The organism is Neorhizobium galegae (assembly GCF_021391675.1).
GTDB classification, from domain to species: domain Bacteria; phylum Pseudomonadota; class Alphaproteobacteria; order Rhizobiales; family Rhizobiaceae; genus Neorhizobium; species Neorhizobium galegae_B.
The window spans coordinates 2,953,519-2,973,334 of sequence record NZ_CP090095.1; the positions used below are offsets into that span (position 1 = coordinate 2,953,519).

General features: G+C 62.2%; 23 protein-coding genes and 1 pseudogene. 12 read left to right on the plus strand and 12 right to left on the minus strand.

Features of this window, described 5'->3' with window-relative positions:
• Positions 1 to 145: 145 nt before the first annotated feature.
• Positions 146 to 985: an alpha/beta fold hydrolase gene (locus LZK81_RS14640; RefSeq protein WP_046604113.1), complete on the minus strand. Its 840-nt coding sequence runs from the start codon at positions 983 to 985 to the stop codon at positions 146 to 148.
• 370 nt (positions 986 to 1,355) lie between these two features.
• Here LZK81_RS14640 and LZK81_RS14645 point away from each other — a divergent pair.
• Together LZK81_RS14645 and LZK81_RS14650 are read left to right on the plus strand one after the other, a co-directional pair.
• Positions 1,356 to 1,517: pseudogene (locus LZK81_RS14645) on the plus strand (MarR family transcriptional regulator); the annotation flags it as partial.
• 459 nt (positions 1,518 to 1,976) lie between these two features.
• Positions 1,977 to 3,083 carry a branched-chain amino acid ABC transporter substrate-binding protein gene (locus LZK81_RS14650; RefSeq protein ID WP_233956568.1) on the plus strand — a complete coding sequence of 369 codons (1,107 nt, stop codon included), beginning with the start codon at positions 1,977 to 1,979 and terminating at the stop codon, positions 3,081 to 3,083.
• A 78-nt stretch (positions 3,084 to 3,161) separates the two neighbouring features.
• Here the strand turns inward: LZK81_RS14650 and LZK81_RS14655 are convergent, their stop codons facing one another.
• Positions 3,162 to 3,623: an Lrp/AsnC family transcriptional regulator gene (locus LZK81_RS14655; protein ID WP_233953735.1), complete on the minus strand. Its 462-nt coding sequence runs from the start codon at positions 3,621 to 3,623 to the stop codon at positions 3,162 to 3,164.
• A gap of 99 nt (positions 3,624 to 3,722) precedes the next feature.
• Between LZK81_RS14655 and LZK81_RS14660 the strand changes: the two genes are divergently transcribed.
• Both LZK81_RS14660 and ade read left to right on the plus strand, forming a co-directional pair.
• Entirely contained in the window at positions 3,723 to 4,682 is a 960-nt protein-coding gene (locus tag LZK81_RS14660) for a threonine ammonia-lyase (RefSeq protein ID WP_233953736.1), read from the plus strand.
• A gap of 82 nt (positions 4,683 to 4,764) precedes the next feature.
• Complete coding sequence (ade, locus tag LZK81_RS14665) at positions 4,765 to 6,462, plus strand: adenine deaminase (RefSeq protein WP_233953737.1); 1,698 nt, start codon at positions 4,765 to 4,767, stop codon at positions 6,460 to 6,462.
• A 7-nt stretch (positions 6,463 to 6,469) separates the two neighbouring features.
• Here ade and LZK81_RS14670 read toward each other — a convergent pair whose 3' ends face one another.
• From LZK81_RS14670 to LZK81_RS14685, 4 genes are read right to left on the minus strand one after another with little or no spacing between them, the layout of a single operon-like run.
• Entirely contained in the window at positions 6,470 to 6,751 is a 282-nt protein-coding gene (locus LZK81_RS14670; RefSeq protein WP_046603783.1) for a toxin-antitoxin system HicB family antitoxin, read from the minus strand.
• A complete protein-coding gene (locus LZK81_RS14675) occupies positions 6,748 to 7,173 on the minus strand; it encodes a putative toxin-antitoxin system toxin component, PIN family (protein WP_233953738.1) in 426 nt (141 codons plus the stop codon). The genes LZK81_RS14670 and LZK81_RS14675 overlap by 4 nt, the downstream gene beginning before the upstream one ends.
• Before the next feature lie 56 nt (positions 7,174 to 7,229).
• The gene (locus LZK81_RS14680) at positions 7,230 to 7,598 is read right to left on the minus strand and encodes an Atu4866 domain-containing protein (RefSeq protein ID WP_233953739.1); all 369 of its coding nucleotides are present in this window, start codon (positions 7,596 to 7,598) and stop codon (positions 7,230 to 7,232) included.
• Entirely contained in the window at positions 7,591 to 7,728 is a 138-nt protein-coding gene (locus LZK81_RS14685; protein WP_233953740.1) for a hypothetical protein, read from the minus strand. Before LZK81_RS14685 ends, LZK81_RS14680 begins: the two co-directional genes overlap by 8 nt.
• Before the next feature lie 209 nt (positions 7,729 to 7,937).
• Between LZK81_RS14685 and LZK81_RS14690 the strand changes: the two genes are divergently transcribed.
• The 4 genes from LZK81_RS14690 to LZK81_RS14705 all read left to right on the plus strand — a co-directional run bounded on the left by LZK81_RS14690 (position 7,938) and on the right by LZK81_RS14705 (position 10,392).
• Positions 7,938 to 8,840, plus strand: a complete 903-nt coding sequence (locus LZK81_RS14690; RefSeq protein WP_233953741.1) for an AraC family transcriptional regulator — start codon at positions 7,938 to 7,940, stop codon at positions 8,838 to 8,840.
• Between the two features lie 77 nt (positions 8,841 to 8,917).
• Complete coding sequence (locus LZK81_RS14695; protein ID WP_233953742.1) at positions 8,918 to 9,343, plus strand: ArsR/SmtB family transcription factor; 426 nt, start codon at positions 8,918 to 8,920, stop codon at positions 9,341 to 9,343.
• Positions 9,340 to 9,873 carry an SRPBCC family protein gene (locus tag LZK81_RS14700; protein ID WP_233953743.1) on the plus strand — a complete coding sequence of 178 codons (534 nt, stop codon included), beginning with the start codon at positions 9,340 to 9,342 and terminating at the stop codon, positions 9,871 to 9,873. The genes LZK81_RS14695 and LZK81_RS14700 overlap by 4 nt, the downstream gene beginning before the upstream one ends.
• Before the next feature lie 105 nt (positions 9,874 to 9,978).
• Complete coding sequence (locus LZK81_RS14705) at positions 9,979 to 10,392, plus strand: GFA family protein (RefSeq protein WP_037076485.1); 414 nt, start codon at positions 9,979 to 9,981, stop codon at positions 10,390 to 10,392.
• A gap of 7 nt (positions 10,393 to 10,399) precedes the next feature.
• On the opposite strand, the gene LZK81_RS14710 is transcribed toward LZK81_RS14705, so the two are convergent.
• Positions 10,400 to 12,049, minus strand: coding sequence for an alpha-glucosidase family protein (locus LZK81_RS14710; protein WP_233953744.1), 1,650 nt, complete (start codon positions 12,047 to 12,049; stop codon positions 10,400 to 10,402).
• 155 nt (positions 12,050 to 12,204) lie between these two features.
• Between LZK81_RS14710 and LZK81_RS14715 the strand changes: the two genes are divergently transcribed.
• Together LZK81_RS14715 and LZK81_RS14720 are read left to right on the plus strand one after the other, a co-directional pair.
• Entirely contained in the window at positions 12,205 to 13,119 is a 915-nt protein-coding gene (locus LZK81_RS14715; protein ID WP_046603777.1) for a sugar kinase, read from the plus strand.
• Positions 13,120 to 13,270: 151 nt separating this feature from the next.
• Positions 13,271 to 13,789 (plus strand): hypothetical protein, encoded by a 519-nt coding sequence (locus LZK81_RS14720; protein WP_046604111.1) that lies wholly within the window; start codon positions 13,271 to 13,273, stop codon positions 13,787 to 13,789.
• A gap of 32 nt (positions 13,790 to 13,821) precedes the next feature.
• Here the strand turns inward: LZK81_RS14720 and LZK81_RS14725 are convergent, their stop codons facing one another.
• The 3 genes from LZK81_RS14725 to LZK81_RS14735 are packed head-to-tail and all read right to left on the minus strand — an operon-like array spanning position 13,822 to position 14,919.
• Complete coding sequence (locus tag LZK81_RS14725) at positions 13,822 to 14,229, minus strand: OsmC family protein (protein ID WP_046609203.1); 408 nt, start codon at positions 14,227 to 14,229, stop codon at positions 13,822 to 13,824.
• A 16-nt stretch (positions 14,230 to 14,245) separates the two neighbouring features.
• A complete protein-coding gene (locus LZK81_RS14730; RefSeq protein ID WP_233953745.1) occupies positions 14,246 to 14,677 on the minus strand; it encodes a type II toxin-antitoxin system VapC family toxin in 432 nt (143 codons plus the stop codon).
• Positions 14,674 to 14,919 carry a type II toxin-antitoxin system VapB family antitoxin gene (locus LZK81_RS14735; protein ID WP_046625296.1) on the minus strand — a complete coding sequence of 82 codons (246 nt, stop codon included), beginning with the start codon at positions 14,917 to 14,919 and terminating at the stop codon, positions 14,674 to 14,676. Before LZK81_RS14735 ends, LZK81_RS14730 begins: the two co-directional genes overlap by 4 nt.
• A 176-nt stretch (positions 14,920 to 15,095) precedes the next feature.
• Between LZK81_RS14735 and LZK81_RS14740 the strand changes: the two genes are divergently transcribed.
• Positions 15,096 to 16,157 carry a glycosyltransferase family 4 protein gene (locus LZK81_RS14740; RefSeq protein ID WP_233953746.1) on the plus strand — a complete coding sequence of 354 codons (1,062 nt, stop codon included), beginning with the start codon at positions 15,096 to 15,098 and terminating at the stop codon, positions 16,155 to 16,157.
• Positions 16,158 to 16,400: 243 nt separating this feature from the next.
• Here the strand turns inward: LZK81_RS14740 and der are convergent, their stop codons facing one another.
• Together der and LZK81_RS14750 are read right to left on the minus strand one after the other, a co-directional pair.
• Positions 16,401 to 17,828 (minus strand): ribosome biogenesis GTPase Der, encoded by a 1,428-nt coding sequence (gene der, locus LZK81_RS14745; protein WP_046603772.1) that lies wholly within the window; start codon positions 17,826 to 17,828, stop codon positions 16,401 to 16,403.
• A gap of 32 nt (positions 17,829 to 17,860) precedes the next feature.
• The gene (locus LZK81_RS14750) at positions 17,861 to 18,532 is read right to left on the minus strand and encodes a tetratricopeptide repeat protein (protein WP_233953747.1); all 672 of its coding nucleotides are present in this window, start codon (positions 18,530 to 18,532) and stop codon (positions 17,861 to 17,863) included.
• A gap of 266 nt (positions 18,533 to 18,798) precedes the next feature.
• On the opposite strand from LZK81_RS14750, the gene LZK81_RS14755 reads away from it, so the two are divergent.
• Positions 18,799 to 19,797 (plus strand): polysaccharide deacetylase, encoded by a 999-nt coding sequence (locus tag LZK81_RS14755; RefSeq protein ID WP_233953748.1) that lies wholly within the window; start codon positions 18,799 to 18,801, stop codon positions 19,795 to 19,797.
• The last annotated feature ends 19 nt before the right edge of the window (positions 19,798 to 19,816 follow it).

The window sequence follows — 19,816 nt, forward strand, 5'->3', positions numbered from 1 at the left end:
CAGTCCAAGAGCTAGGGTCGTGACGTATCGCTTCAACCCTCGCAAGTCCGCCATCCGAAACTATTGCCCGCTGCCCATATGCGGGAAAGGCGGCCCGAGGGCCGCCTTCTAGGTTGCATGCCGGCAGATCATCCGGCCTACGGCCTCAGCCCTTGAAGAAAGCCAGAAGATCCGCATTGATGACGTCGGCATGCGTGGTCGCCATGCCGTGCGGAAAACCTTCGTAGACCTTCAGCGTACCGTTCTTGAGAAGCTTGACCGCAAGCAGGGCCGAGTCGGCGATCGGGACGATCTGGTCGTCGTCGCCATGCAAAACGAGCACCGGCACGTCGATCGCCTTCAGGTCTTCGGTGAAGTCGGTTTCCGAAAACGCCTTGATGCAATCGTAATGGGCCTTGGTGCCGCCCATCATGCCCTGCCGCCACCAATTGGCGATGACCCCTTCCGAAACGGTCGCGCCTTCCCGGTTGAAGCCGTAGAACGGGCCGGCCGGCACGTCGCGGAAGAACTGGGCGCGGTTGGCCGCAAGTGCAGCGCGAAAACCGTCGAAGACTTCGATAGGCAGGCCGCCCGGATTATTTTCCGTCTTCAGCATGATCGGCGGCACGGCGCCCATCAGCACGGCCTTGGCCACCCGGCCGCCGCCGCCATACTGGGCAACGTAGCGGGCCACTTCGCCGCCGCCGGTCGAATGGCCGACATGGATGGCGTTTTTCAGGTCGAGATGGGCAGCAAGTTCCGCCACGTCGGCAGCGTAGGTGTTCATTTCGTTGCCGGTCTCGGTCTGGCTCGAACGGCCATGGCCACGGCGGTCATGGGCGATGACCCGAAAACCCTGATGCAGGAAGAACAGCATCTGGGCGTCCCAATCGTCGGCCGAAAGCGGCCAGCCATGATGGAAGACGACCGGCTGGGCTTCCTTCGAACCCCAGTCCTTGTAAAATATCTGCGTGCCGTCCTTGGTGGTGATGAAATTGCTGGTCATGGTTCTCGTGTCCTTTCCAAACTGATTTTTCAATGACTGCGAATGGCGGGCGCGGCAATAAAAATGGCCGACCAGACATTCATAGTACCGTTGCGTGTCGTTCCTTTGAACCGCACTCTTCGGATTATCGCGATCTTCGTACCTCGATATTTGTTATCGCGATAAACACATGATTAGCGGCATCCTGCGATCCTGTCTACAAAAATATTTATCGCGATATCAAATTATGCTATTGTCCCGAAGAACCTGGAACAGCACCGGAGCACGCATGCCCGCCTCCCCCCTTCCGCCGCTCGACGAGCAGCTATGCTTTTCGCTCTATACGGCCCATATCGCCATCAATCGCGTCTATAAGCCGATGCTCGACGACATGGGCATCACGTATCCGCAATACCTCGTCCTGAGCGTGCTCGGCGAACAGGACGGCTCGACGATCGGCACGATCGCTGAAAGGCTGGGCCTGGAATCGAGCACCATCACCCCACCCGTAAAGCGGCTCGAACAGGCGGGACTGCTGGAGCGCCGCCGCAGCAAGACCGACGAGCGCCAGGTACATGTCTGGTTGACCGACGCCGGCCGCGCCCTGATCGCGAAGAGCACATGCCTCGGCGAAACGCTGATCGAACGATCCGGCATGCCGCCAGAAGGAATTCCAGGCTTTCAATCGTCAGGTCCGCACCTTCCTCGGCGCTCTGGAGCGCAAGGCCTAGTTTCGCAAACATCGCTGAATCTGGGCAAACTCCGGCATTTTGGCGCATTCCTTGGTGAAAATCACAAAAAACCATCCCGTTTTGTTATCTTCTTGCGCAATCTCGGCGGAATTCATACAGAATTGGCGGCCGGTCGCCGAAAGCCAAACATGGCTCGGCACGGTATCGACCGCATCGCCTCTCCGTCCTTGGCACGACCGCGCCCGGCGCGACATCGAAGACGAAAGACAGGGGATGCGGCGTTCACCGCGGGGCTGAAGCCCCCACCCAAGGAGACCAAGATGAACCTCAAGACGCTTCTGGGGGCAACTGCCCTCGCCTCGCTCGTTTTCGCACCGCTCGCCCATGCCGATATCGTCATCGGCCTGATCGCCCCGCTCACCGGCCCCGTCGCGGCCTATGGCGACCAGGTGAAGAACGGCGCCGAGACCGCCATCGCCGAAATCAACAAGAAGGGCGGCATTCTCGGCGAAAAGGTGATCCTCAAGACCGCCGACGACGCCGCGGAACCCAAGCAGGGCGTTTCGGCCGCCAACCAGCTGGTCGGCGAAGGCATCCGCTTCGTGGTCGGCCCCGTGACGTCAGGCGTCGCCATGCCGGCCTCTGACGCGCTTGCCGAAAACGGCGTGCTGATGGTCACCCCGACCGCTACCACCCCGGCTCTCACCACGCGCGGCCTCACCAACGTGTTCCGCACCTGCGGCCGCGACGACCAGCAGGCGGTGGTCGCCGCCAATTACGTCCTGAAGGCCTTCAAGGACAAGAAAGTCGCGATCATCAACGACAAGGGCGCCTATGGCAAAGGCCTCGCCGACGCCTTCAAGGCGGCGCTGAATGCCGGCGGCGTCAAGGAAGTGCTCGATGACGCCGTCACCCCGGGCGACAAGGATTTCAGCGCTCTAACGACCCGCCTGAAGTCGCAGAATGTCGATGTGATCTATTTCGGCGGTTACCATCCGGAAGGCGGCCTGCTCGCCCGCCAGCTCGCCGATCTCGGCGTCAAGGCGACGATCGTCGGCGGCGATGGCCTGTCGAACAGCGAATTCTGGAACATCGGCACCAAGGCTGCGGCCGGCACGGTCTTCACCAATGCCTCCGACGCCACCAAGAGCCCGGATTCCAAGGCCGCCGCCGACGCGCTCGCCGCCCGCAACATCCCCGCCGAAGCCTTCACGCTGAACGCCTATGCCGCCGTCGAAGTCATCAAGGCCGGCATCGAAAGGGCAAAGAGCACCGAGGATACCGAAGCGGTCGCAGCCGCCCTCAAGTCCGGCGAACCGATCGCCACCGCCATCGGCAAGCTCACCTATGGCGAAACCGGCGACCTCACCTCGCAGAGTTTTTCGCTCTTCAAGTGGGAAGACGGCAAGATCGTCGCCGCCGAGTGAAGTCTTTCAAATCGCATGATCAGCGGGCGCCTTCGGGCGCCCGTTTGTTTTGAGCCGCCAGGCGCGAGACCGGCCGGCTCACTCGACATGCACCGCCAGCGTCCGCTTCAACGTCTTCAGCACGACGCTTGTGGTGAATTTGCGGATATTCGGGTTCATCTCCATCATCCGGTCCGCCAGCACATCGAAATGCTCGACGGACTGGACGAGGATCACCAGCGTGAAATCGCCCCGGCCGGACGTGCCCCAGGCCTCCTGCACCTCCGGCGTATCCGCCAGCCAGCGCAGGAGAGGCGGCATGAGCTCCGGCCGGTCGCGCTCCAGCTCCACTTCGACCAGCATGGAAACGGCCGTGCCGACCTTTTTCGGATCGACGATCGAAACGTCCCGCAGGATCACCCTGTCCTCCCGAAGCTTCTGCAGCCGCCGCTGTGCCGAGGACGGCGACAGGCCCACACGTTCGGCAAGCTCGTTCAGGGTGATGGTCGCATCCTGCTGCATGAGCTTGAGGATTTCACGATCGGCTTTCGTCAATGCCATGAGAGAATTTCCCGACCTTAAAATAAATTCCGGGAAATATTCCTGACCATCAGCACAACTTCAGGAATCCTACCGGCTTTTCGTTGGCATCTTAACGCCATGACACAGAACCAGCCACACCCTTCCGCCGACGGTATTCTTGCTGCTTCGAAAAGCATCGATCCCGTCTTCAGCAACAGCCCGCTGATCGAGCAGCAGACGGCCAATGCGGCTCTCGGCCTTCGCCTCCTTGCGAAGGTGGAGACGCTCAATCCGATCCGCTCCTTCAAGGGACGCGGCACCGACTGGTGGATGCAGAACGAACCGGTCGGCGACCATCCCGTCGTCTCCGCCTCCGCCGGCAATTTCGGCCAAGGGCTCGCCTATGCCGGCCGGGCGCGCGGACGCAAGGTGGTGATCTTTTCCGCCACCACGGCCAATCCCGGCAAGATCGAAGCCATGCACCGGCTCGGCGCCGAAGTGCGGCTGGAAGGCAGTGATTTCGACGCCGCCAAAGCCGCGGCGCGTGCTTACGCCGAAGCGAACGGCTGCCCCTTTGTTGAAGACGGCGCATTGCGGACCATTGCCGAAGGCGCTGGCACGATCGCGCTGGAAATCACCGAGCAGCTCTCCCGCCAAACCATCGAACTCGATGCCATCCTGGTGCCGCTCGGCAATGGTGCGCTTCTGACCGGGATCGGCGCCTGGATCCGCGCCAGGGCACCGAACTGCAAGATCATCGGTGTGGTCGCCGCCAACGCGCCCGCCATGAAGCAATCCTGGGAAACCGGCCGGCTCACCTCCACGCAAACCGCAGCAACCGCAGCCGATGGCATCGCGGTTCGAGAATGTATTCCTTACGCACTGGACTGCATGAGGACGACCGCTGACGACGTCTGGGAAGCCAGCGAGGCGGCAATCCGCCAGGCGCGGGATTTCTGCCGCATCCATTACGGCCTCGTTGTCGAGGAAGCCGGCGCCGCCGGCATTGCAGGTCTTATGGAAAACGGCACGAACCTCAAAGGCCGAACCGTCGCCACCATCCTCTGCGGCGGCAATGTCCGCACGGATATTACATGACGTCTCGCCTGCATCGATCGCCTCTCCCCGTTTCCTCATGGAACGGTTAGGTTGGGCAACCGATTCAGCGCGAGGAGCCGCCATGACCACCCGCCTCGAAACCCTCATCGACCAGGGCACCGGCCGCGAGCCCGCCGATATCGCGCTGAAGGGCGGGCGCTTCTTCGATCTCGTCACCGGCGAGCTCGTCGCCTCCGACATCGCCATCTGCGGAGACAGGATCGTCGGCACCTGCGGCGCTTACGTGGGCAAGACCGAGATCGATATTTCCGGAAAAATCGTCGTCCCCGGCTTCATCGACACCCATCTCCACATCGAATCGTCGCTGGTCACCCCGCACGAGTTCGACCGCTGCGTCCTGCCCTACGGCGTCACGACCGCGATCTGCGATCCGCACGAGATCGCCAACGTGCTCGGCAGCGAGGGCATCCAGTTCTTCCTGGATTCCTCGCTCGAAACGATCATGGATATCCGCGTCCAGCTCTCCTCCTGCGTGCCCGCCACCCATCTGGAGACCTCCGGCGCCGATCTGCCGATCGAAAAGCTGCTGCCCTTCCGCGACCACCCGAAGGTCATCGGCCTTGCCGAATTCATGAACTTCCCGGGCGTCATCCACAAGGACCCGATCTGCCTCGCCAAGCTCGACGCCTTCTACGGCGACCATATCGACGGCCACGCGCCGCTGCTGCGTGGGCTCGACCTGAACGGTTACCTCTCCGCCGGCATCCGCACCGAGCACGAATGCACCACCGCCGAGGAGGCGCTCGAAAAGATCCGCAAGGGCATGCACATCCTGGTGCGCGAAGGTTCGGTCTCCAAGGACCTGCACGCCCTGATGCCCCTCCTCACCGAGCGGCTGTCGCCCTATCTCGCGCTCTGCACCGACGACCGCAACCCGCTCGACATCGCCGAACAGGGCCATCTCGACTACATGATCCGCACCGCCATCGCTCACGGCGTCGAACCGATCGCCGTCTACCGCGCCGCCTCGATCTCCGCCGCCAAAGCCTTCGCCCTGCGCGACCGGGGCCTCGTCGCCCCCGGCTGGCGCGCCGATCTCGTCGTCGTCGACAGCCTCGAAAACTGCAAGGCCGAGATGGTCTTCTCCGCCGGCCGCAAGGTCACGGATGAACTCTTCGCCACCCGCAAACCCGTCGCCCCGGTCGGCCTCGACAGCGTCAAGGCGCGCCCCGTTCAGGCGATGCATTTCGGCGTGCCGGTGAGCGAGGGCGAGACACCGGTGATCGGCGTGATGCCCGGAAAGATCATCACCGAACACCGCCGCTACCGCCTGCCCGCAATCGGCAACCAGACCGCCCTCGATCTGTCACGCGACATCATCAAGGTCGCCGTCATCGAGCGCCACGGCAAGAACGGCAACCATGCCAATGGTTTCGTTCAGGGGTTCGGATTGAAGAAGGGCGCGATCGCCTCGACCGTCGGCCATGACAGCCACAATATCTGCGTCGTCGGCGTCAGCGAGGACGACATGGCGCTCGCCGCCAACCGCCTCGGCGAAATCCACGGCGGCTTCGTCGTCGTGGAAGACGGAAAAGTCACCGGCGAAATCGCCCTGCCCGTCGCCGGCCTGATGAGCCTCGAACCCTACGAAGTGGTGCGCGACACCCTCCACCACCTCCGCCAGGCCGCCTACGCGCTCGGCACGACGCTCCAGGAACCCTTCCTCCAGGTCGCCTTCCTGCCGTTGCCCGTCATCCCCCACCTGAAGATCTCGGACAAGGGCATGGTGGATGTCGACAAGTTTGCGCTGATCGGGTGAAGCACGCCTATTTCTGGTAACCCTTGGCCTTCATCCAGCCTTCGGGAAGTTCATCACCTTCCATGGGTGGATTGTCTGGGACATTTTCGAGCGACTTAAGAAAATCCTCTCGCGTCGCATTGCCAGCGCGTTTCTTTAGAAACTCCGCAGCTGTCTCAACCGCTCCGATTTTCTGAGCGACTGCTGACGCGATCCACTGGTTCAGGGATACGCCATCCTCTTTGGCCAGCCGTGCAGCAGCCGCCTTGATCGAAGCAGGAAGTTTCAACGGATATGTGTTGGTGCTCATGTCCTTAGTTCCTTCAACAATTCGCCAGGCTTTAATATTCGAAGCCCAAATGGCTTCTTCGCTTGGACGAAATCTCGAACGTTGTGCGTGATCAATGCGTCAGCATGGCCATTGACTGCCGCTTCGAGCACCATCTCATCTTTTGCGTCCGAAAGCTGCGGTCGCCACTGATAGTGGACGTCGACGGGCTCTGCGAGGGTCAGGAAACCCGCAAGGGCTCTATCGATGTCTGTCAACGCCATCCCATGGGCGTCCATGTGTTCCGTTCTTTTGAGAACCGCTTCGTATTCGAGAAACAAAGCCACAGTGACAAGCGGCCTGATCTGGAGAAAACCTATTGCCTGTAAAATGGCGAAAGATGCACCGTTATGGCTTCGGTAGCCTGCAGCCAAGACATTGGTATCGAGCACGACACGCTTCATATCACGACACTAATACATCCCATGGGATGTTTCAAGATCAGACCGATGGCCTCCCCTCACCGCCTCCTCAACACCATCCCCGCATGATAGAGCACCCCGTCGCGGAAATCCCCGTCCGCGGTGAACCCGGTGTCGTCCTTGTAGTCGACATGATCGCCGGTCACCCAGTAGCGGCCCTCATAGGCCTTTTCGCGCGTGCCGCGCGCTTCCACGTAGCGGCCGTTCGACAAAAGCTCGTGGCGGATGTGATTGTCTTCGGTTACCCACATGCCCGCATAGGGATGTTCAGCCATGGTTTTCTCCTCTTCCTTGATGTCGTGTGCAAGCGCCGTAAACGTCGCGATGAAGGCGAAAGCCACGGCAAAGGCGGCAAACGCGAGCGGGGCTCGGAAACCCGAAGGGGTGCGAAAAAGTCGTTCAGCCATTGAGATATTCCCTCCTGAGCATCCGTTCGCGGCGGCGTCTTTCCGTGCCACGGGAACGTTTGAGGAAGTCGCCGGCAAAATCGGCGGCCCAATGGAAGGGGCTTTCAAGTAAGCGCTGGAAGTTGCTCATCACCGTCTCCATTTTCGTCCGGGCTGGTTCGATCGGACGAGCCGAATATGGTGGAAAACAGCGGGCGGGCGGTAGACCAGTCCTCCAGCATGATTGCACAATCCTCCGAAGGTCATTTGAAATGACCGGCAACGCCACCATATGATGTTCACACCAAACCGCAGGAATGCCGCACTTCAAGGCATTCACACCTTCGAACGGGATCCAGGATGGAAAAACTCGACCAACTCGCCCGGCTGATTGCACAAAGCACCGATGACGATGGCGTATTCGAAACCGCGATCCCGCGCCTGTCGGTGATCCGCATGTCGAAGCCGACCGAACCGCTGCACGCCATCCACCAGCCGGCGGTGTGCATCATCGCGCAAGGGGCGAAACAGGTCATGCTGGCCGACGAGATCTTTCGCTACAGCCCCGGTCAGTATCTGGTCGTCTCGGTCGACATGCCCGTCACCGGACAGGTCATCGAGGCGACGCAGGAAGAGCCCTATCTCTGCCTGCGCCTCGATCTCGACCTGAAGCTGCTGAGCGAGATGCTGGTGGACATGCCGGCTGCGCCAGCTGTCCCGACCATGCGCAAGAAATGCATCGGCCTCAGTCACACCACGCCGGAATTCCTGGACGCCGCACTCCGCCTCGCCCAACTTCTCGACAAGCCCGACGAGATCGCCTATCTCGCACCGCTGATCGAGCGCGAACTGATGTTCCGGCTGCTGCGCGGCGATCAGGCCGAGATGATCCGCCAGATCCTCGCCCCTGAAAACCGGCTGCAGCAGGTCAATCGGGCGATTTCCTGGATCCGCCAGAATTTCTCCTCGCCCTTCTCGATCGAGCAGGTCGCGGTCGAAGCGCGCATGAGCACGTCCTCGCTCCACCAGCATTTTCGCGAAGTGACGGCGATGAGCCCGCTGCAATACCAGAAGCAGTTGCGCCTGCAGGAAGCCCGACGCCTCATCCTCGGCAATGCCATGGATGCCGCCACCGCCGCCCATCAGGTCGGCTATGACAGCCCCTCGCAGTTCAGCCGCGAATATCGCCGCCTGTTCGGCGCCCCGCCGATCCAGGACATCACCCGGCTCAGAAGCGAACCCTCCCGTTACGCCGAGGCCTGAACCGCCCAATTCCCTCTTCCAGAAAATATTCAACCGATCGGTTGACAATAAAATGGCATGCGCGCATATTCAACCACATGGTTGAATTACAAGCACATCCGATCGATACGGTTTTCCACGCCCTCAGTGACGGCACGCGCCGCCGCATGCTCCGCGAACTGGCGCAGGGCGAGCGCACCGTCAGCCAATTGGCCGAGCCGCACGAGATGTCGCTCGCGGCGGCCTCGAAACACATCAAGGTGCTGGAAGGTGCCGGGTTGATCCGCCGCGAAATTCACGGCCGCACCCATTTCTGCCGCCTCGAACCCGGCCCGCTCGCGACCGCCCATGAGTGGCTCACCTTCTATGAGCGCTTCTGGACCAACAGGCTCGATATCCTGGAACGCCTTCTCAGGGAGGAGGACGCTCAAAAGAGCGCCCGGGACGAGACCCGGAATAATCCGTTGAAATCCCCTGCCCCACGGAAATCTGAAACTGAACCTGAAACGGGAGAAGACCAATGAACGACATGACATCGTTGAATAAATACGGCGCTGTAGCCGAACCTTTCGCCTTCACCATCCAGCGCCGGCTGCCAGGTCCCATCGAGAGAATCTGGGCCTACCTCACCGACAGCGATCTTCGCCGCCAGTGGCTTGCATCGGGCATCATACCGGCACAGGCGGGCAGTTCCTTCGAACTCACCTGGCGAAACGACGAACTGGCCGGCTCGGCCGAAGGCAGGCCGGAAGGCTTTCCCGCCGAACACAGCATTCAGAGCGAGGTGATCGCGTTCGAGCCTCCACATCGCCTCGTCTTCTCCTGGCCGCCGCGCGGCGAGGTGAGCTTTGAGCTCCAGCCGGCCGGCAGCGAAATCCTGCTCACCGTCACGCATCGGCGGATTTCCGATCGCCGCAATATGGTCATGGTCGGCGCCGGCTGGCACATGCACCTCGACATCCTGGTCGCCCGGGCGACGGGCGCCAAGCCTGAACCGTTCTGGGAAGGCTGGAGCCGCCTCAAGGAAGAATACGACCGCCGCATCCCGGCCTGAAGCACCGTTGTCGCCTCCGCCCCATGGTCCAGAGACGCTCCGGAGAGCCGGGGCGGAGGCTTCAACCAAAGGTCCGCGACGGGGCCGTACCTATGGAGATGCGATATGAGCACCCTTTTTACGGGCGGATGCGCCTGCGGCGCACTTCGTTATGAAATCTCCGCCGAACCGGCGGTCATGGTCGATTGCCAGTGCCGCCAGTGCCAGCGCGAAAGCGGCACCGGCCACGCCTCCCACCTCACCTTCCCAAGCGCTGCCGTCAAGGTCGAGGGCAATGCGACCCATTGGGAGGCGACCGGCGACGGCGGGACCGTCAAAAGGCGGGCCTTCTGCCCCACCTGCGGTTCGCCGGTCTACATGACGTTCCCAGCTATGCCGGATTACTTCGTCATCCGCGCCGGTAGCCTTGACGATCCAAGCCTGTACAAGCCGCAATTCGTGACCTGGCACGCCGCCGGCCACGCCTGGGACCATCTCGATCCGGCCCTGCCGAAATTCGAGAATATGCCACCGGCTTGAAGAACCTTCACACCCGGGCGCAGAACACGTCGAGAGCATCGAGCTTCACCACGCCCTTTTCGAGCCGCGACACGAAGCCGGGCAGGTTAACCGGCAGGCTTTCGCCGAACCGTTTCGGCAAGGTGAAGTTCTGCGGCTCGCGGGTCAGGTTGAAGACGAACAGCAGCGTCTCCCCGCCCTTCTCGCGCACGAAGGCGAGCAGGTCCTGGTTGGTGTCGAGGAAGGTCATGTCGCCGTCGATGAGCGGCGGATGCGCCTTGCGGAAGGCGAGTGCCGCCCGGTAATGGTGCAGCACAGAATCCGGGAGCGCCTCCTGCGCATCGACGGCACGGCGCGCATGTTCGCCCGGAACCGGCAGCCAGGTCTTCGAACCCGTGGTGAAGCCCGCATGTGGTTCGCTTGCCTCCCACACCATCGGCGTGCGGCATCCGTCGCGCCCCTTGAAGGCCGGCCAGAAGCGGATGCCGTAGGGGTCGCGCAAATCTTCGTAGGAAAGCTCCGCCTCGGTCAGTCCCAGTTCCTCGCCCTGATAAAGGCAGATCGAGCCGCGCAGCGTGGAAATCAGGATGGCCGACAGTTTTGCGACCCTATCCTGTTCCTCCGCAGACTTGGTGAAGCGGGTCACATGGCGCACCACGTCATGGTTGGAAAAGGCCCAGCAAACCCAGCCATTGCTGACGGTATCGGCAACCGTCGTCATCACCGTGCGGATATAGGCCGCATCGAAGGCAGGGCCTAGGAAATCGAAGGTGTAGCACATGTGCAGCTTGTCGTTGCCGGTCGTGTAGAGCGCCAGCGTCGAAAGTGAACGCGGCCCGTCTCCCACCTCGCCCACCGTCGCGCGCCCCTCGTAGCTGTCGAGCAGCGCTCTCAGCCGCTTCAGGAAGTCGATATTTTCAGGCTGCGTCTTGTCATAAAGGTGGTTCTGCATGGAATAGGGATTGGTATCCGTCTCCATGCCCGCGCCGTCGGTGTCGTAGACCATCGGCGGATTGTTGCGCAGTTGCTTGTCGTGGAAATAGTAGTTGACCGTATCGAGCCGGAACCCGTGCACGCCGCGGTCGAGCCAGAAGCGCACCGTGTCCAGCATGGCGTTCTGGACCTCGGGATTGTGGAAGTTGAGGTCCGGCTGGGCGATCAGGAAGTTATGCATGTAATATTGCTTGCGCACCCCGTCCCACTCCCAGCCCGGCCCGCCGAAGATCGACAGCCAGTTGGTGGGCGCCGTGCCGTCCGGTTTCGGGTCGGCCCAGACATACCAGTCGGCCTTGGGATTGGTGCGGCTGGATCGGCTTTCGACGAACCACGGATGCCGGTCGGACGTGTGGGAAATCACCTGGTCGATGATCACCTTCAGCCCCAGGCGCTCGGCCTCGGCCATCATCTCGTCGAAGTCGGTGAGCGTGCCGAACATCGGGTCGACATTGCAGTAGTCGGAGACGTCGTAGCCCATGTCGGCCATCGGCGAGGTGAAGAAAGGCGAGAGCCAGATCGCATCGACACCGAGCGAGGCGACATGCGGCAGGCGTGCGGTAATGCCCTTGATGTCTCCGATCCCGTCGCCGTTCGTGTCCTGAAAGGAGCGCGGATAGATCTGGTAGATCACCGCGCCGCGCCACCAGTTCGCATCGACTGCCTTCACCGCCTGTGTCGCCATCGTCCGACTCTCCTTCCTCAAATGTTCCAGCCCAACCTAGTGCCCCCCGTTCAAAAGACAACGCATAAGCAGGGCTCTGCGAAGTTCCCGAACCACTCTCTTGCCACGGCTGAAACTTCGGCCTATGCGAGTTTCAAAATACGGGAGGGATGCAATTGGGCGGACGGCTTCTTTCGATCGGCGAGTGCATGGTGGAGCTGTCGCAGGCGGGCGAAGGCCTGCTGCGCAAGGGCTTTGCCGGCGATACGTTCAACACCGCCTGGTATGCGCGCGCCTGCCTGCCGGCCGAATGGTCGGTGGATTATTTCACCGCCGTCGGCGACGATCCCCTGTCGAGCGAAATGCTGTCGATGATGCGGGATGCCGGCATCGGCACGAGCTTCATCCGCCGCATCGAAGGCAGGACGCCGGGCCTCTACCTGATCACGCTGAAGAACGGCGAACGCACTTTCAGCTACTGGCGCGACACCGCCGCCGCCAAAAAACTCGCCGACGATGCCGACCATCTGCGCGCGGCAATCGAAGCCGCCGACATCCTCTATTTCTCCGGCATCACTCTCGGCATCCTGGCACCCGAAGCGGTCGAAACGCTGCTGTCGGAACTGCGCCGCGCCAAGGCTTCCGGCAAGACGGTCGCCTTCGACCCGAACATCCGCCCCCGCCTCTGGCCGAACAGGGATTATATGCTCAAAACGATCGAGGCCGGCGCCCGCGCTGCCTCCCTCGTCCTGCCGAGCTTCGACGACGAAACCACCCATTTCGGCGATGCGACGGTGGCCGACACCATCGCCCGCTACCACGCGCTCGGCGTCGAAAACGTCGTGGTCAAGAACGGCGCGGATGGCGCGACGCTGAGCTTCGCCGGCACCGCCACCGTCCACGTCCCCTCCGTCAGGGCAGACCAGCTCGTCGACACCACCAGCGCCGGCGACAGCTTTAACGGGGCCTTCCTCTCACGCCTCGTCCGCGGCACCCCGCCGGCGCAGGCAGCGGCCTATGGTGCCTCGGTCGCCTCGGTCGTCATCGGCCACCACGGTGCGCTGATCAGCCCGGCGCTGCTGCCGGGGTAAAACGCCACCGAACGTATCTGGACACAACGGATAAGGGCGCCGGATCGATGCCCGTTGTCCGTTTGTTTCAGCGGCGCGTCATAAATCAATTCTCAGTCATTATCTGAAAGAGTGGGCGCGATTGATGATTGCACCCAACGAGGAACAGAAAATGCGTATCGCGCTTGCCTTCCTGACCGTCCTGGCCCTCTCCCCGGCCGCACACTCCGCTCCGATCGATGCCCTGACCAAGGCCGAAACAAAGACCTATGAGGCATGGGGAAAGCTCGGCCTGACGGAGCGTCTGGTAACCTTCGTCACCGCGCCATCCACCGGCTACGGCATCTATCAGGAGAAGCAGTCCAGCATTTTCAAGCCGGGTGAAAAGGTCATCACCTATGTCGAACCGATCGGATTTGGGTGGAAAGAGCTTCCCCACGACATGTACGAACTCAACTTCGTATCGGACCTGAAGATCAAGGCGGCGAACGGCGACGTCATGCTCGACAAGAAGGCCTTCTCCACCAATGTTCTGCAGAGCCACAACGCCAACATGGAATTCTCCATGGATTTCACCCTGACGCTGACGGGTGCGCCGGCTGGCAAATATACCCTGACCTATACGATCCACGACATGAGCGGCGACCAGACCTCGACCTTCGATCAGGAGTTCACCATCGCCGCGGAATAGCGGCCCCGGCGCCGGTTGCCCTCGCTCGAGCGTCAGCCGGCGACCCGGAACGATACCGGAAACCCGCGCATTACCGAATTGGCGACCGTGCAGACGCTTTTGGCACGTTCGATCAGGTCCCTCGTGTCGGCACCATCGCCCGAGGTGCAGATGATGTCGAGCTCCGCACCCACGGCAACCAGCGGCGTGCCATCGAGCTGAAGGGTGACGCTGACCGCGATATCCTCGATATCGATGTTCATTTCGTGCGCCGCGTATCTCAGATCGTTGCAGAAACACCCGCCGATCGCCAGCGCCAGCAGCTGCCCGCCATTGAACCCGAGATTGCGCCCGCCGGCCTTGCCCTCCGGCCGGTCGACGACGATCGTATGGCTGCCGGCCCAGCCCAGCGCCGCCTCGGTACCGGCCACGTTGCGAAGCTCGACGGTCGACGAAATCATGGGCAGTCCTCCGCTTTCACGCCATGTCGGTGTGAATGAAATCCTCGCCCTTGTAGGCGATTTTCTGCCCTATGCTCGAAGCGCAGGCATAAGTGAAACAGTCGCCGAGATTGAGCTTGGCCTTGTGGCCGACGATCTTCCCGTAACGGACGGCAACGTCGCGCGACGCGATGCCGATCTCGGATGAGATCGCGATGTCTTCTGCCGCAAGCGCGCTTATGAACTCATCGACAGCATCGCCGGCGCCCTTGACCATCTCCGTCGTCGGCCTTCTATCCTTGCCCAAAGCCTCTGCCTTGGCCCGAGCCAACGACAGGCTGGCTTCCATCCTGACGAGCGGAGACACGTAAAACGGCCCTCCCGCATCATCGAGGCGCCGCATCTGCTCGTCGGCATCCTCTTCCGGTTTCAGAATGGCAACGATGACCGAGGCGTCGATAAACATCAAAGATCGTCCCAGAGATCGTCAGCGAATGCCTTCTGGTCGAAGCCCGGATTGGGCGGTCCCAGCGCATCGGCCATGGCCCGCGCCTTCGCCAGCCGCTCCTTGACCGGCACCGTCGCCCTGACCCGCTCCAGCTCGTGGCGCAAGGCCTGGCGCAACGCTTCGGTCTTGGTGGGGACTTTCAAAAGCCCCTGCAGCTCGACGGTCATATCGGCGATTTCCTCGTCACGAACGAAAAGCGGCATTTGAGATATCTCCCTTGCGGGAATTAGATATCACTTTCCGGAGCTCGCGGCAATTCAACCCTGAAGCCCTCGACACGCCCCCTTCATCAGCCTGTAACAAACTTTTCCGATAGAGGGCCGACAACGCTCCGTCACGCGCGAGTCGTGGACGGATCGGCAACCGGGTTCGACCTTCCATGACAAGAATAACCATCGTGACGGATGCCTGGTACCCTCAGGTGAACGGCGTCGTCCGTTCGATCGAGAATACCAATCGGGAACTTGCCCAGATGGGCGTCGACGTGACGATGGTGACGCCGCAGGATTTCACCAGCGTTCCCTGCCCCACCTATCCGGAAATCCGTCTCTCGGTCGCCACCTACTGGCAGATCGCCAGCGCCATCCAGGCGTCGATGCCGACCGCCGTGCATATCGCAACCGAAGGTCCGCTTGGGCTGCTTGCCCGCCGCTGGTGCCTCAAGAACAACATCCCCTTCTCGACCAGCTATCACACCCGTTTTCCGGAATATGTGTCGGCGCGCTTCCCCATCCCGGTCCGCTGGCTGCATGGCTTCGTGCGCTGGTTCCACAATGCCGGCAACGGCTGCATGGTCGCGACCGCCAGTCTCGAGCGCGAACTGTCCAAGCTCGGCCTCAAAAACCTGCTGCGCTGGAGCCGCGGCATCGACCAGACCATGTTCCACCCGATGGATCTCGACGAGCGGCCCTTCGATCTGCCGCGCCCGATCTTCATGACCGTCGGCCGCGTCGCGGTGGAAAAGAACCTGCCCGCCTTCCTCGATCTCGACCTGCCCGGCTCCAAGGTCGTGGTCGGCGACGGCCCGGCGCGCGCCGACCTGCAGAAGCGGTATCCGAACGTGCTCTTCACCGGCATGAAGACCGGCGAGGATCTTGCCCGCGCCTATGCCCAGGCCGACGTCTTCGTTTTCCCGTCGAAGACCGACACGTTCGGCAACACGATCCTCGAGGCGCTGGCAAGCGGCGTCCCGGTCGCCGCCTACCCCGTCACCGGTCCGATCGACATCATCGAGGAGGGTTCCGGCGCCGGCGCACTCAACGAGGATCTTCGCGTGGCCTGCCTTGCCGCGCTGAACTGCTCGCGCGAAGATGCCCGGACGCTTGCCCGTAACTTCACGTGGGAAGCCGCGTCGAAGCAGTTTTTGAACAATGTGATGATCGCGCAAGGGCGGCCGAAGCTGGCCGCGCCACGGGGTGGAATTCGGCCTTCGACGGTATGATATCAACCCCTCATCCGCCCTGCCGGGCACCTTCTCCCCGTTATGACGGGGAGAAGGAAACGATGCCGCACCGTTTCCGCCAACCTCATCGCTGCAAAAGGTGGCCGCACTCCGATGGAGCGATTTGAAGTGAGCGCTTGCGGCTTGCGTCCTTCTCCCCGTCAAAACGGGGAGAAGGTGGCGGCAGCCGGATGAGGGGCAGACCCGAGACGGGAGCTAAATGAAACCCAGTCCCCAGAAACCCTACCGCTTCTTCTTGCGCCCCTCGAACGGATTTTCACCCGCCTTGAAATGCATGCGGATCGGCACGCCCGGAATATCGAAATCGGCGCGCAAACCATTGATCAGGTAGCGCACATAACTTTCCGGCAGCGCGTCGGGCCTGGTGCAGGACACCATGAAGGCCGGCGGGCGGGCCTTCACCTGGGTCATGTACTTGAGCTTCAGGCGGCGTCCGGAGACGGCCGGTGGCGGATGCTGGGTCTGCACGCCGTCGAGCCAGCGGTTGAGCCTGGCGGTCGAGATGCGCTTGTTCCACACCTTGTCGGTGTCGATGATGCTCTGCATCAGCTTGTCGAGCCCGTAGCCCGTCTGGCCGGAAATCGGCACGGCGCGCAAGCCCCGCGCCTGCGGCAGCAGCCGCTCGGTCTTTTCGCGCAGGTCCGCGAGCACCGCCTGCGTGTCCTCGACGAGATCCCACTTGTTGAAGGCGAGCACCGCGGCCCGGCCTTCACGCAGCACCAGGTCGACGAGCTGCAGGTCCTGCTTCTCGAACGGAATGGTCGCGTCGAAGACGATCACCACCGTCTCGGCGAACCGGATCGAGCGCAGCGCATCCGCGACCGAGAGCTTTTCGAGCTTCTCCTGGACGCGCGCCTTCTTGCGCATGCCGGCGGTGTCGAACATCTTGATGGTGCGGCCGCGCCATTCCCATTCGACAGAGATACTGTCGCGGGTAATGCCCGCTTCCGGGCCGGTCAGCAGCCGATCTTCGCCGAGAAACCGGTTGATCAGCGTCGACTTTCCGGCATTCGGTCGGCCGATGATGGCGACGCGCAGCGGCTTGGTCTCGTCGTATTCCGGTTCGACCTCTTCGTCGGCGTCACCGGCAAAATCGGAATCGCGGACGTCGATATTGGTCTCCGCCTCGTCGTCGGCCTCCGGAAACGCCCGTTCCTCGCCGAGCGCCTCGACGATCGCATCGCGCAGGTCGATCATGCCCTGGCCGTGCTCGGCCGAGATCGGCACCGGTTCGCCCAAGCCCAGCGTATAGGCGTCGTAGAAACCGGCATCGGAGCCGCGCGCTTCCGACTTGTTGGCGACCAGCACGACCGGCTTGCCGCTGCGGCGCAAGAGCTCGCCGAACGTCTTGTCGAGCGGCGTCAGGCCGAACTTGGCGTCGACCACGAACAGCGTCAGGTCGGCGTCATCGACCGCGGCCTCGGTCTGGGCGCGCATGCGGCCTTCGAGCGTCTCCGGCCCGGCCTCTTCGAGGCCGGCGGTATCGATGATCGTGAATTTCAGGTCGATGAGCTTCGCGTCGCCCGGACGGCGGTCGCGGGTGACGCCCGGCGTGTCGTCGACAAGCGCCAGCTTCTTTCCAACCAGGCGATTGAAAAGCGTGGACTTGCCGACATTCGGGCGTCCGACGATGGCGACGGTGAAGCTCATTCTCTTATCCTTAAAGCCCTGAGCGAAAACCGTCAGGGCGCCTTGCCGGAGGAGGCGATGTTGTCGAGCATGATCTGCGCGCGGTTGGCAACGTTGCGCGGCGCGGAGGCATCATTGGCAATCTGCTGGAACCATTCCTTGGCTTGCGCGAAGTTGCCGGCCTTGTAGGCGGCAAGACCAAGCGCCTCGCGGGCGGAATTGGCAAGCGGGTTGGCGGGCACCGCCATCGGCTGCACTTCGGCGGCCACCTGTTCATAGGTGCCGTTGTCGATCAGCAGCCATGCGGCGCGCATCCTGGCAAGGTCGCGCATCGACTGCGGCGCTGCGTTGTCCTTGCCGACTGCCGAGAAGGTGGCGATCGCCCCGGCCGTGTCGCCCTTCGACTGCTGCACCGAACCGGCGCGCAGCTTGGCGAGCACGGGATAGGCGCCGGTGCCGTCCTTTTCGAGCGCTGCGAAGGCGGAGAGCGCCTCGTCGCTCTTGTTTTCCGAGGCAAGCTTCAGGGCTGCGAGAAAACGGTCGCCGGACTGCGAGGAATTATGCGTGTCCCAGTATTCGTAACCGCGATAGCCGGCCGTTCCGACGACGATCAGCACGGCCACACCGATCACGACCCTGCCGTAACGCTGCCATGCACCCCTGAACTGATCGGAGCGAAGTTCCTCGTTCACTTCGCGAATAAAACTGTCGTCGTCCTGCGCCATCAAAGTCTCCGGCCCAACCGGCCCATCATGCGGAAAAGCGCCTTCTAGCCTATTTTCCCGGAGATGTAAGGCCCCCCTTAACGCCTGTCGCGCAAAAGTGGCCGCCGGTTTTGCAAAGGCGGCAAGCGCAAAGCGAAAAACACCCGCCCGGGAGCGCCCGTTGGCGGCGTTTCGGCAGGAATCCGCACTTAAACCCAACCGCTCAAAGCTTTGCCTTATTCAGCGGCCACAAAGCCGGCTGCCCTCCGCCATGATTCAGGTGCCCGATGCGTTCGCTTGCCCTTCCCCTCGTCCTCTGTCTTCTCGCCGCGCCCTTCGCAGCCAATGCCGCCGACAATACCGCTGGCAAGCCGAAACAGCTGGTGATGGTCTCCTTCGACGGCGCCGGCGCCAACAATCTCTGGCAGCGCAGCCGCGATCTCGCCCTGCGCACCAATGCCCATTTCACCTATTTCCTCTCCTGCACGCTGGTTATCGAGCGCGCCAATGCCAAAAGCTATCAGGGGCCGAACGAGAAGCCCGGCAAATCGAATATCGGCTTTGCCCAGACGGCTGCCGAGGCCCGCGAAAGACTTGGCCACGTCTGGCAGGCGCATCTCGAAGGCCACGATATTTCCAGCCACACCTGCGGTCATTTCGACGGCAAGGACTGGACGGCGGCCGATTGGACCGCCGAGTTCAGCACCTTCCACGACGTGTTGACCGATGCCTGGAAGACATCAGGCGCCGGATCGGAGGAACCTCCAGGCTGGAGGAATTTCGTCGCGACCGGGATCACCGGTTTCCGCGCTCCCTATTTTTCCATCAGTCCCGGCCTGGTCGAAGCCGAAAGACGGGCCGGCATCCGCTATGACGCCAGCCTCGTCAGCAAGGGGCCGATGATGCCGGAGGAAAAAGGCGGCCTGATCCGCTTCGGACTGCCGCTTATCCCGGAAGGTCCGGCGGGTCGGCCGATCATCGCCATGGACTACAACCTCTTCATCCGCCATTCCGGCGGCATCGACAATCCGAGCAGTTCCGCCGAATTCGAGGAACGCGCCTACTCCGCCTTCAAGGCCGCCTTCGACAAGGAGTATGACGGCGACCGCATCCCCCTCCAGATCGGCCTGCATTTCGTCGAAATGAACGGCGGCGCCTATTGGCGGGCAATGGAACGGCTGGTGACCGAGGTCTGCGGGAGAGAGGACGTCGCCTGCGTGAGTTATTCGGAGGCGATCAGGCTGATCCGCGAACGGGAAAAGCCACGGGTGGCGTCGGGGCTGTAGGGTTTCGATTGGCCTGAGA

Bases quoted from the DNA above. Each gene is read 5' to 3' on its own strand.
- LZK81_RS14705 (WP_037076485.1), top strand. From the start codon at position 9,979: ATGAGCACCCTTTTTACGGGCGGATGCGCCTGCGGCGCACTTCGTTAT.
- LZK81_RS14655 (WP_233953735.1), bottom strand. From the start codon at position 3,623: ATGGCATTGACGAAAGCCGATCGTGAAATCCTCAAGCTCATGCAGCAG.
- LZK81_RS14660 (WP_233953736.1), top strand. From the start codon at position 3,723: ATGACACAGAACCAGCCACACCCTTCCGCCGACGGTATTCTTGCTGCT.
- LZK81_RS14695 (WP_233953742.1), top strand. From the start codon at position 8,918: ATGGTTGAATTACAAGCACATCCGATCGATACGGTTTTCCACGCCCTC.
- LZK81_RS14700 (WP_233953743.1), top strand. From the start codon at position 9,340: ATGAACGACATGACATCGTTGAATAAATACGGCGCTGTAGCCGAACCT.
- LZK81_RS14690 (WP_233953741.1), top strand. From the start codon at position 7,938: ATGGAAAAACTCGACCAACTCGCCCGGCTGATTGCACAAAGCACCGAT.
- LZK81_RS14720 (WP_046604111.1), top strand. From the start codon at position 13,271: ATGCGTATCGCGCTTGCCTTCCTGACCGTCCTGGCCCTCTCCCCGGCC.
- LZK81_RS14670 (WP_046603783.1), bottom strand. From the start codon at position 6,751: ATGAGCACCAACACATATCCGTTGAAACTTCCTGCTTCGATCAAGGCG.
- LZK81_RS14680 (WP_233953739.1), bottom strand. From the start codon at position 7,598: ATGGCTGAACGACTTTTTCGCACCCCTTCGGGTTTCCGAGCCCCGCTC.
- LZK81_RS14725 (WP_046609203.1), bottom strand. From the start codon at position 14,229: ATGATTTCGTCGACCGTCGAGCTTCGCAACGTGGCCGGTACCGAGGCG.
- LZK81_RS14650 (WP_233956568.1), top strand. From the start codon at position 1,977: ATGAACCTCAAGACGCTTCTGGGGGCAACTGCCCTCGCCTCGCTCGTT.
- LZK81_RS14675 (WP_233953738.1), bottom strand. From the start codon at position 7,173: ATGAAGCGTGTCGTGCTCGATACCAATGTCTTGGCTGCAGGCTACCGA.
- der (WP_046603772.1), bottom strand. From the start codon at position 17,828: ATGAGCTTCACCGTCGCCATCGTCGGACGCCCGAATGTCGGCAAGTCC.
- LZK81_RS14735 (WP_046625296.1), bottom strand. From the start codon at position 14,919: ATGCCGCTTTTCGTTCGTGACGAGGAAATCGCCGATATGACCGTCGAG.
- LZK81_RS14740 (WP_233953746.1), top strand. From the start codon at position 15,096: ATGACAAGAATAACCATCGTGACGGATGCCTGGTACCCTCAGGTGAAC.
- LZK81_RS14755 (WP_233953748.1), top strand. From the start codon at position 18,799: ATGCGTTCGCTTGCCCTTCCCCTCGTCCTCTGTCTTCTCGCCGCGCCC.
- LZK81_RS14750 (WP_233953747.1), bottom strand. From the start codon at position 18,532: ATGGCGCAGGACGACGACAGTTTTATTCGCGAAGTGAACGAGGAACTT.
- LZK81_RS14685 (WP_233953740.1), bottom strand. From the start codon at position 7,728: ATGAGCAACTTCCAGCGCTTACTTGAAAGCCCCTTCCATTGGGCCGCC.
- LZK81_RS14640 (WP_046604113.1), bottom strand. From the start codon at position 985: ATGACCAGCAATTTCATCACCACCAAGGACGGCACGCAGATATTTTAC.
- ade (WP_233953737.1), top strand. From the start codon at position 4,765: ATGACCACCCGCCTCGAAACCCTCATCGACCAGGGCACCGGCCGCGAG.
- LZK81_RS14710 (WP_233953744.1), bottom strand. From the start codon at position 12,049: ATGGCGACACAGGCGGTGAAGGCAGTCGATGCGAACTGGTGGCGCGGC.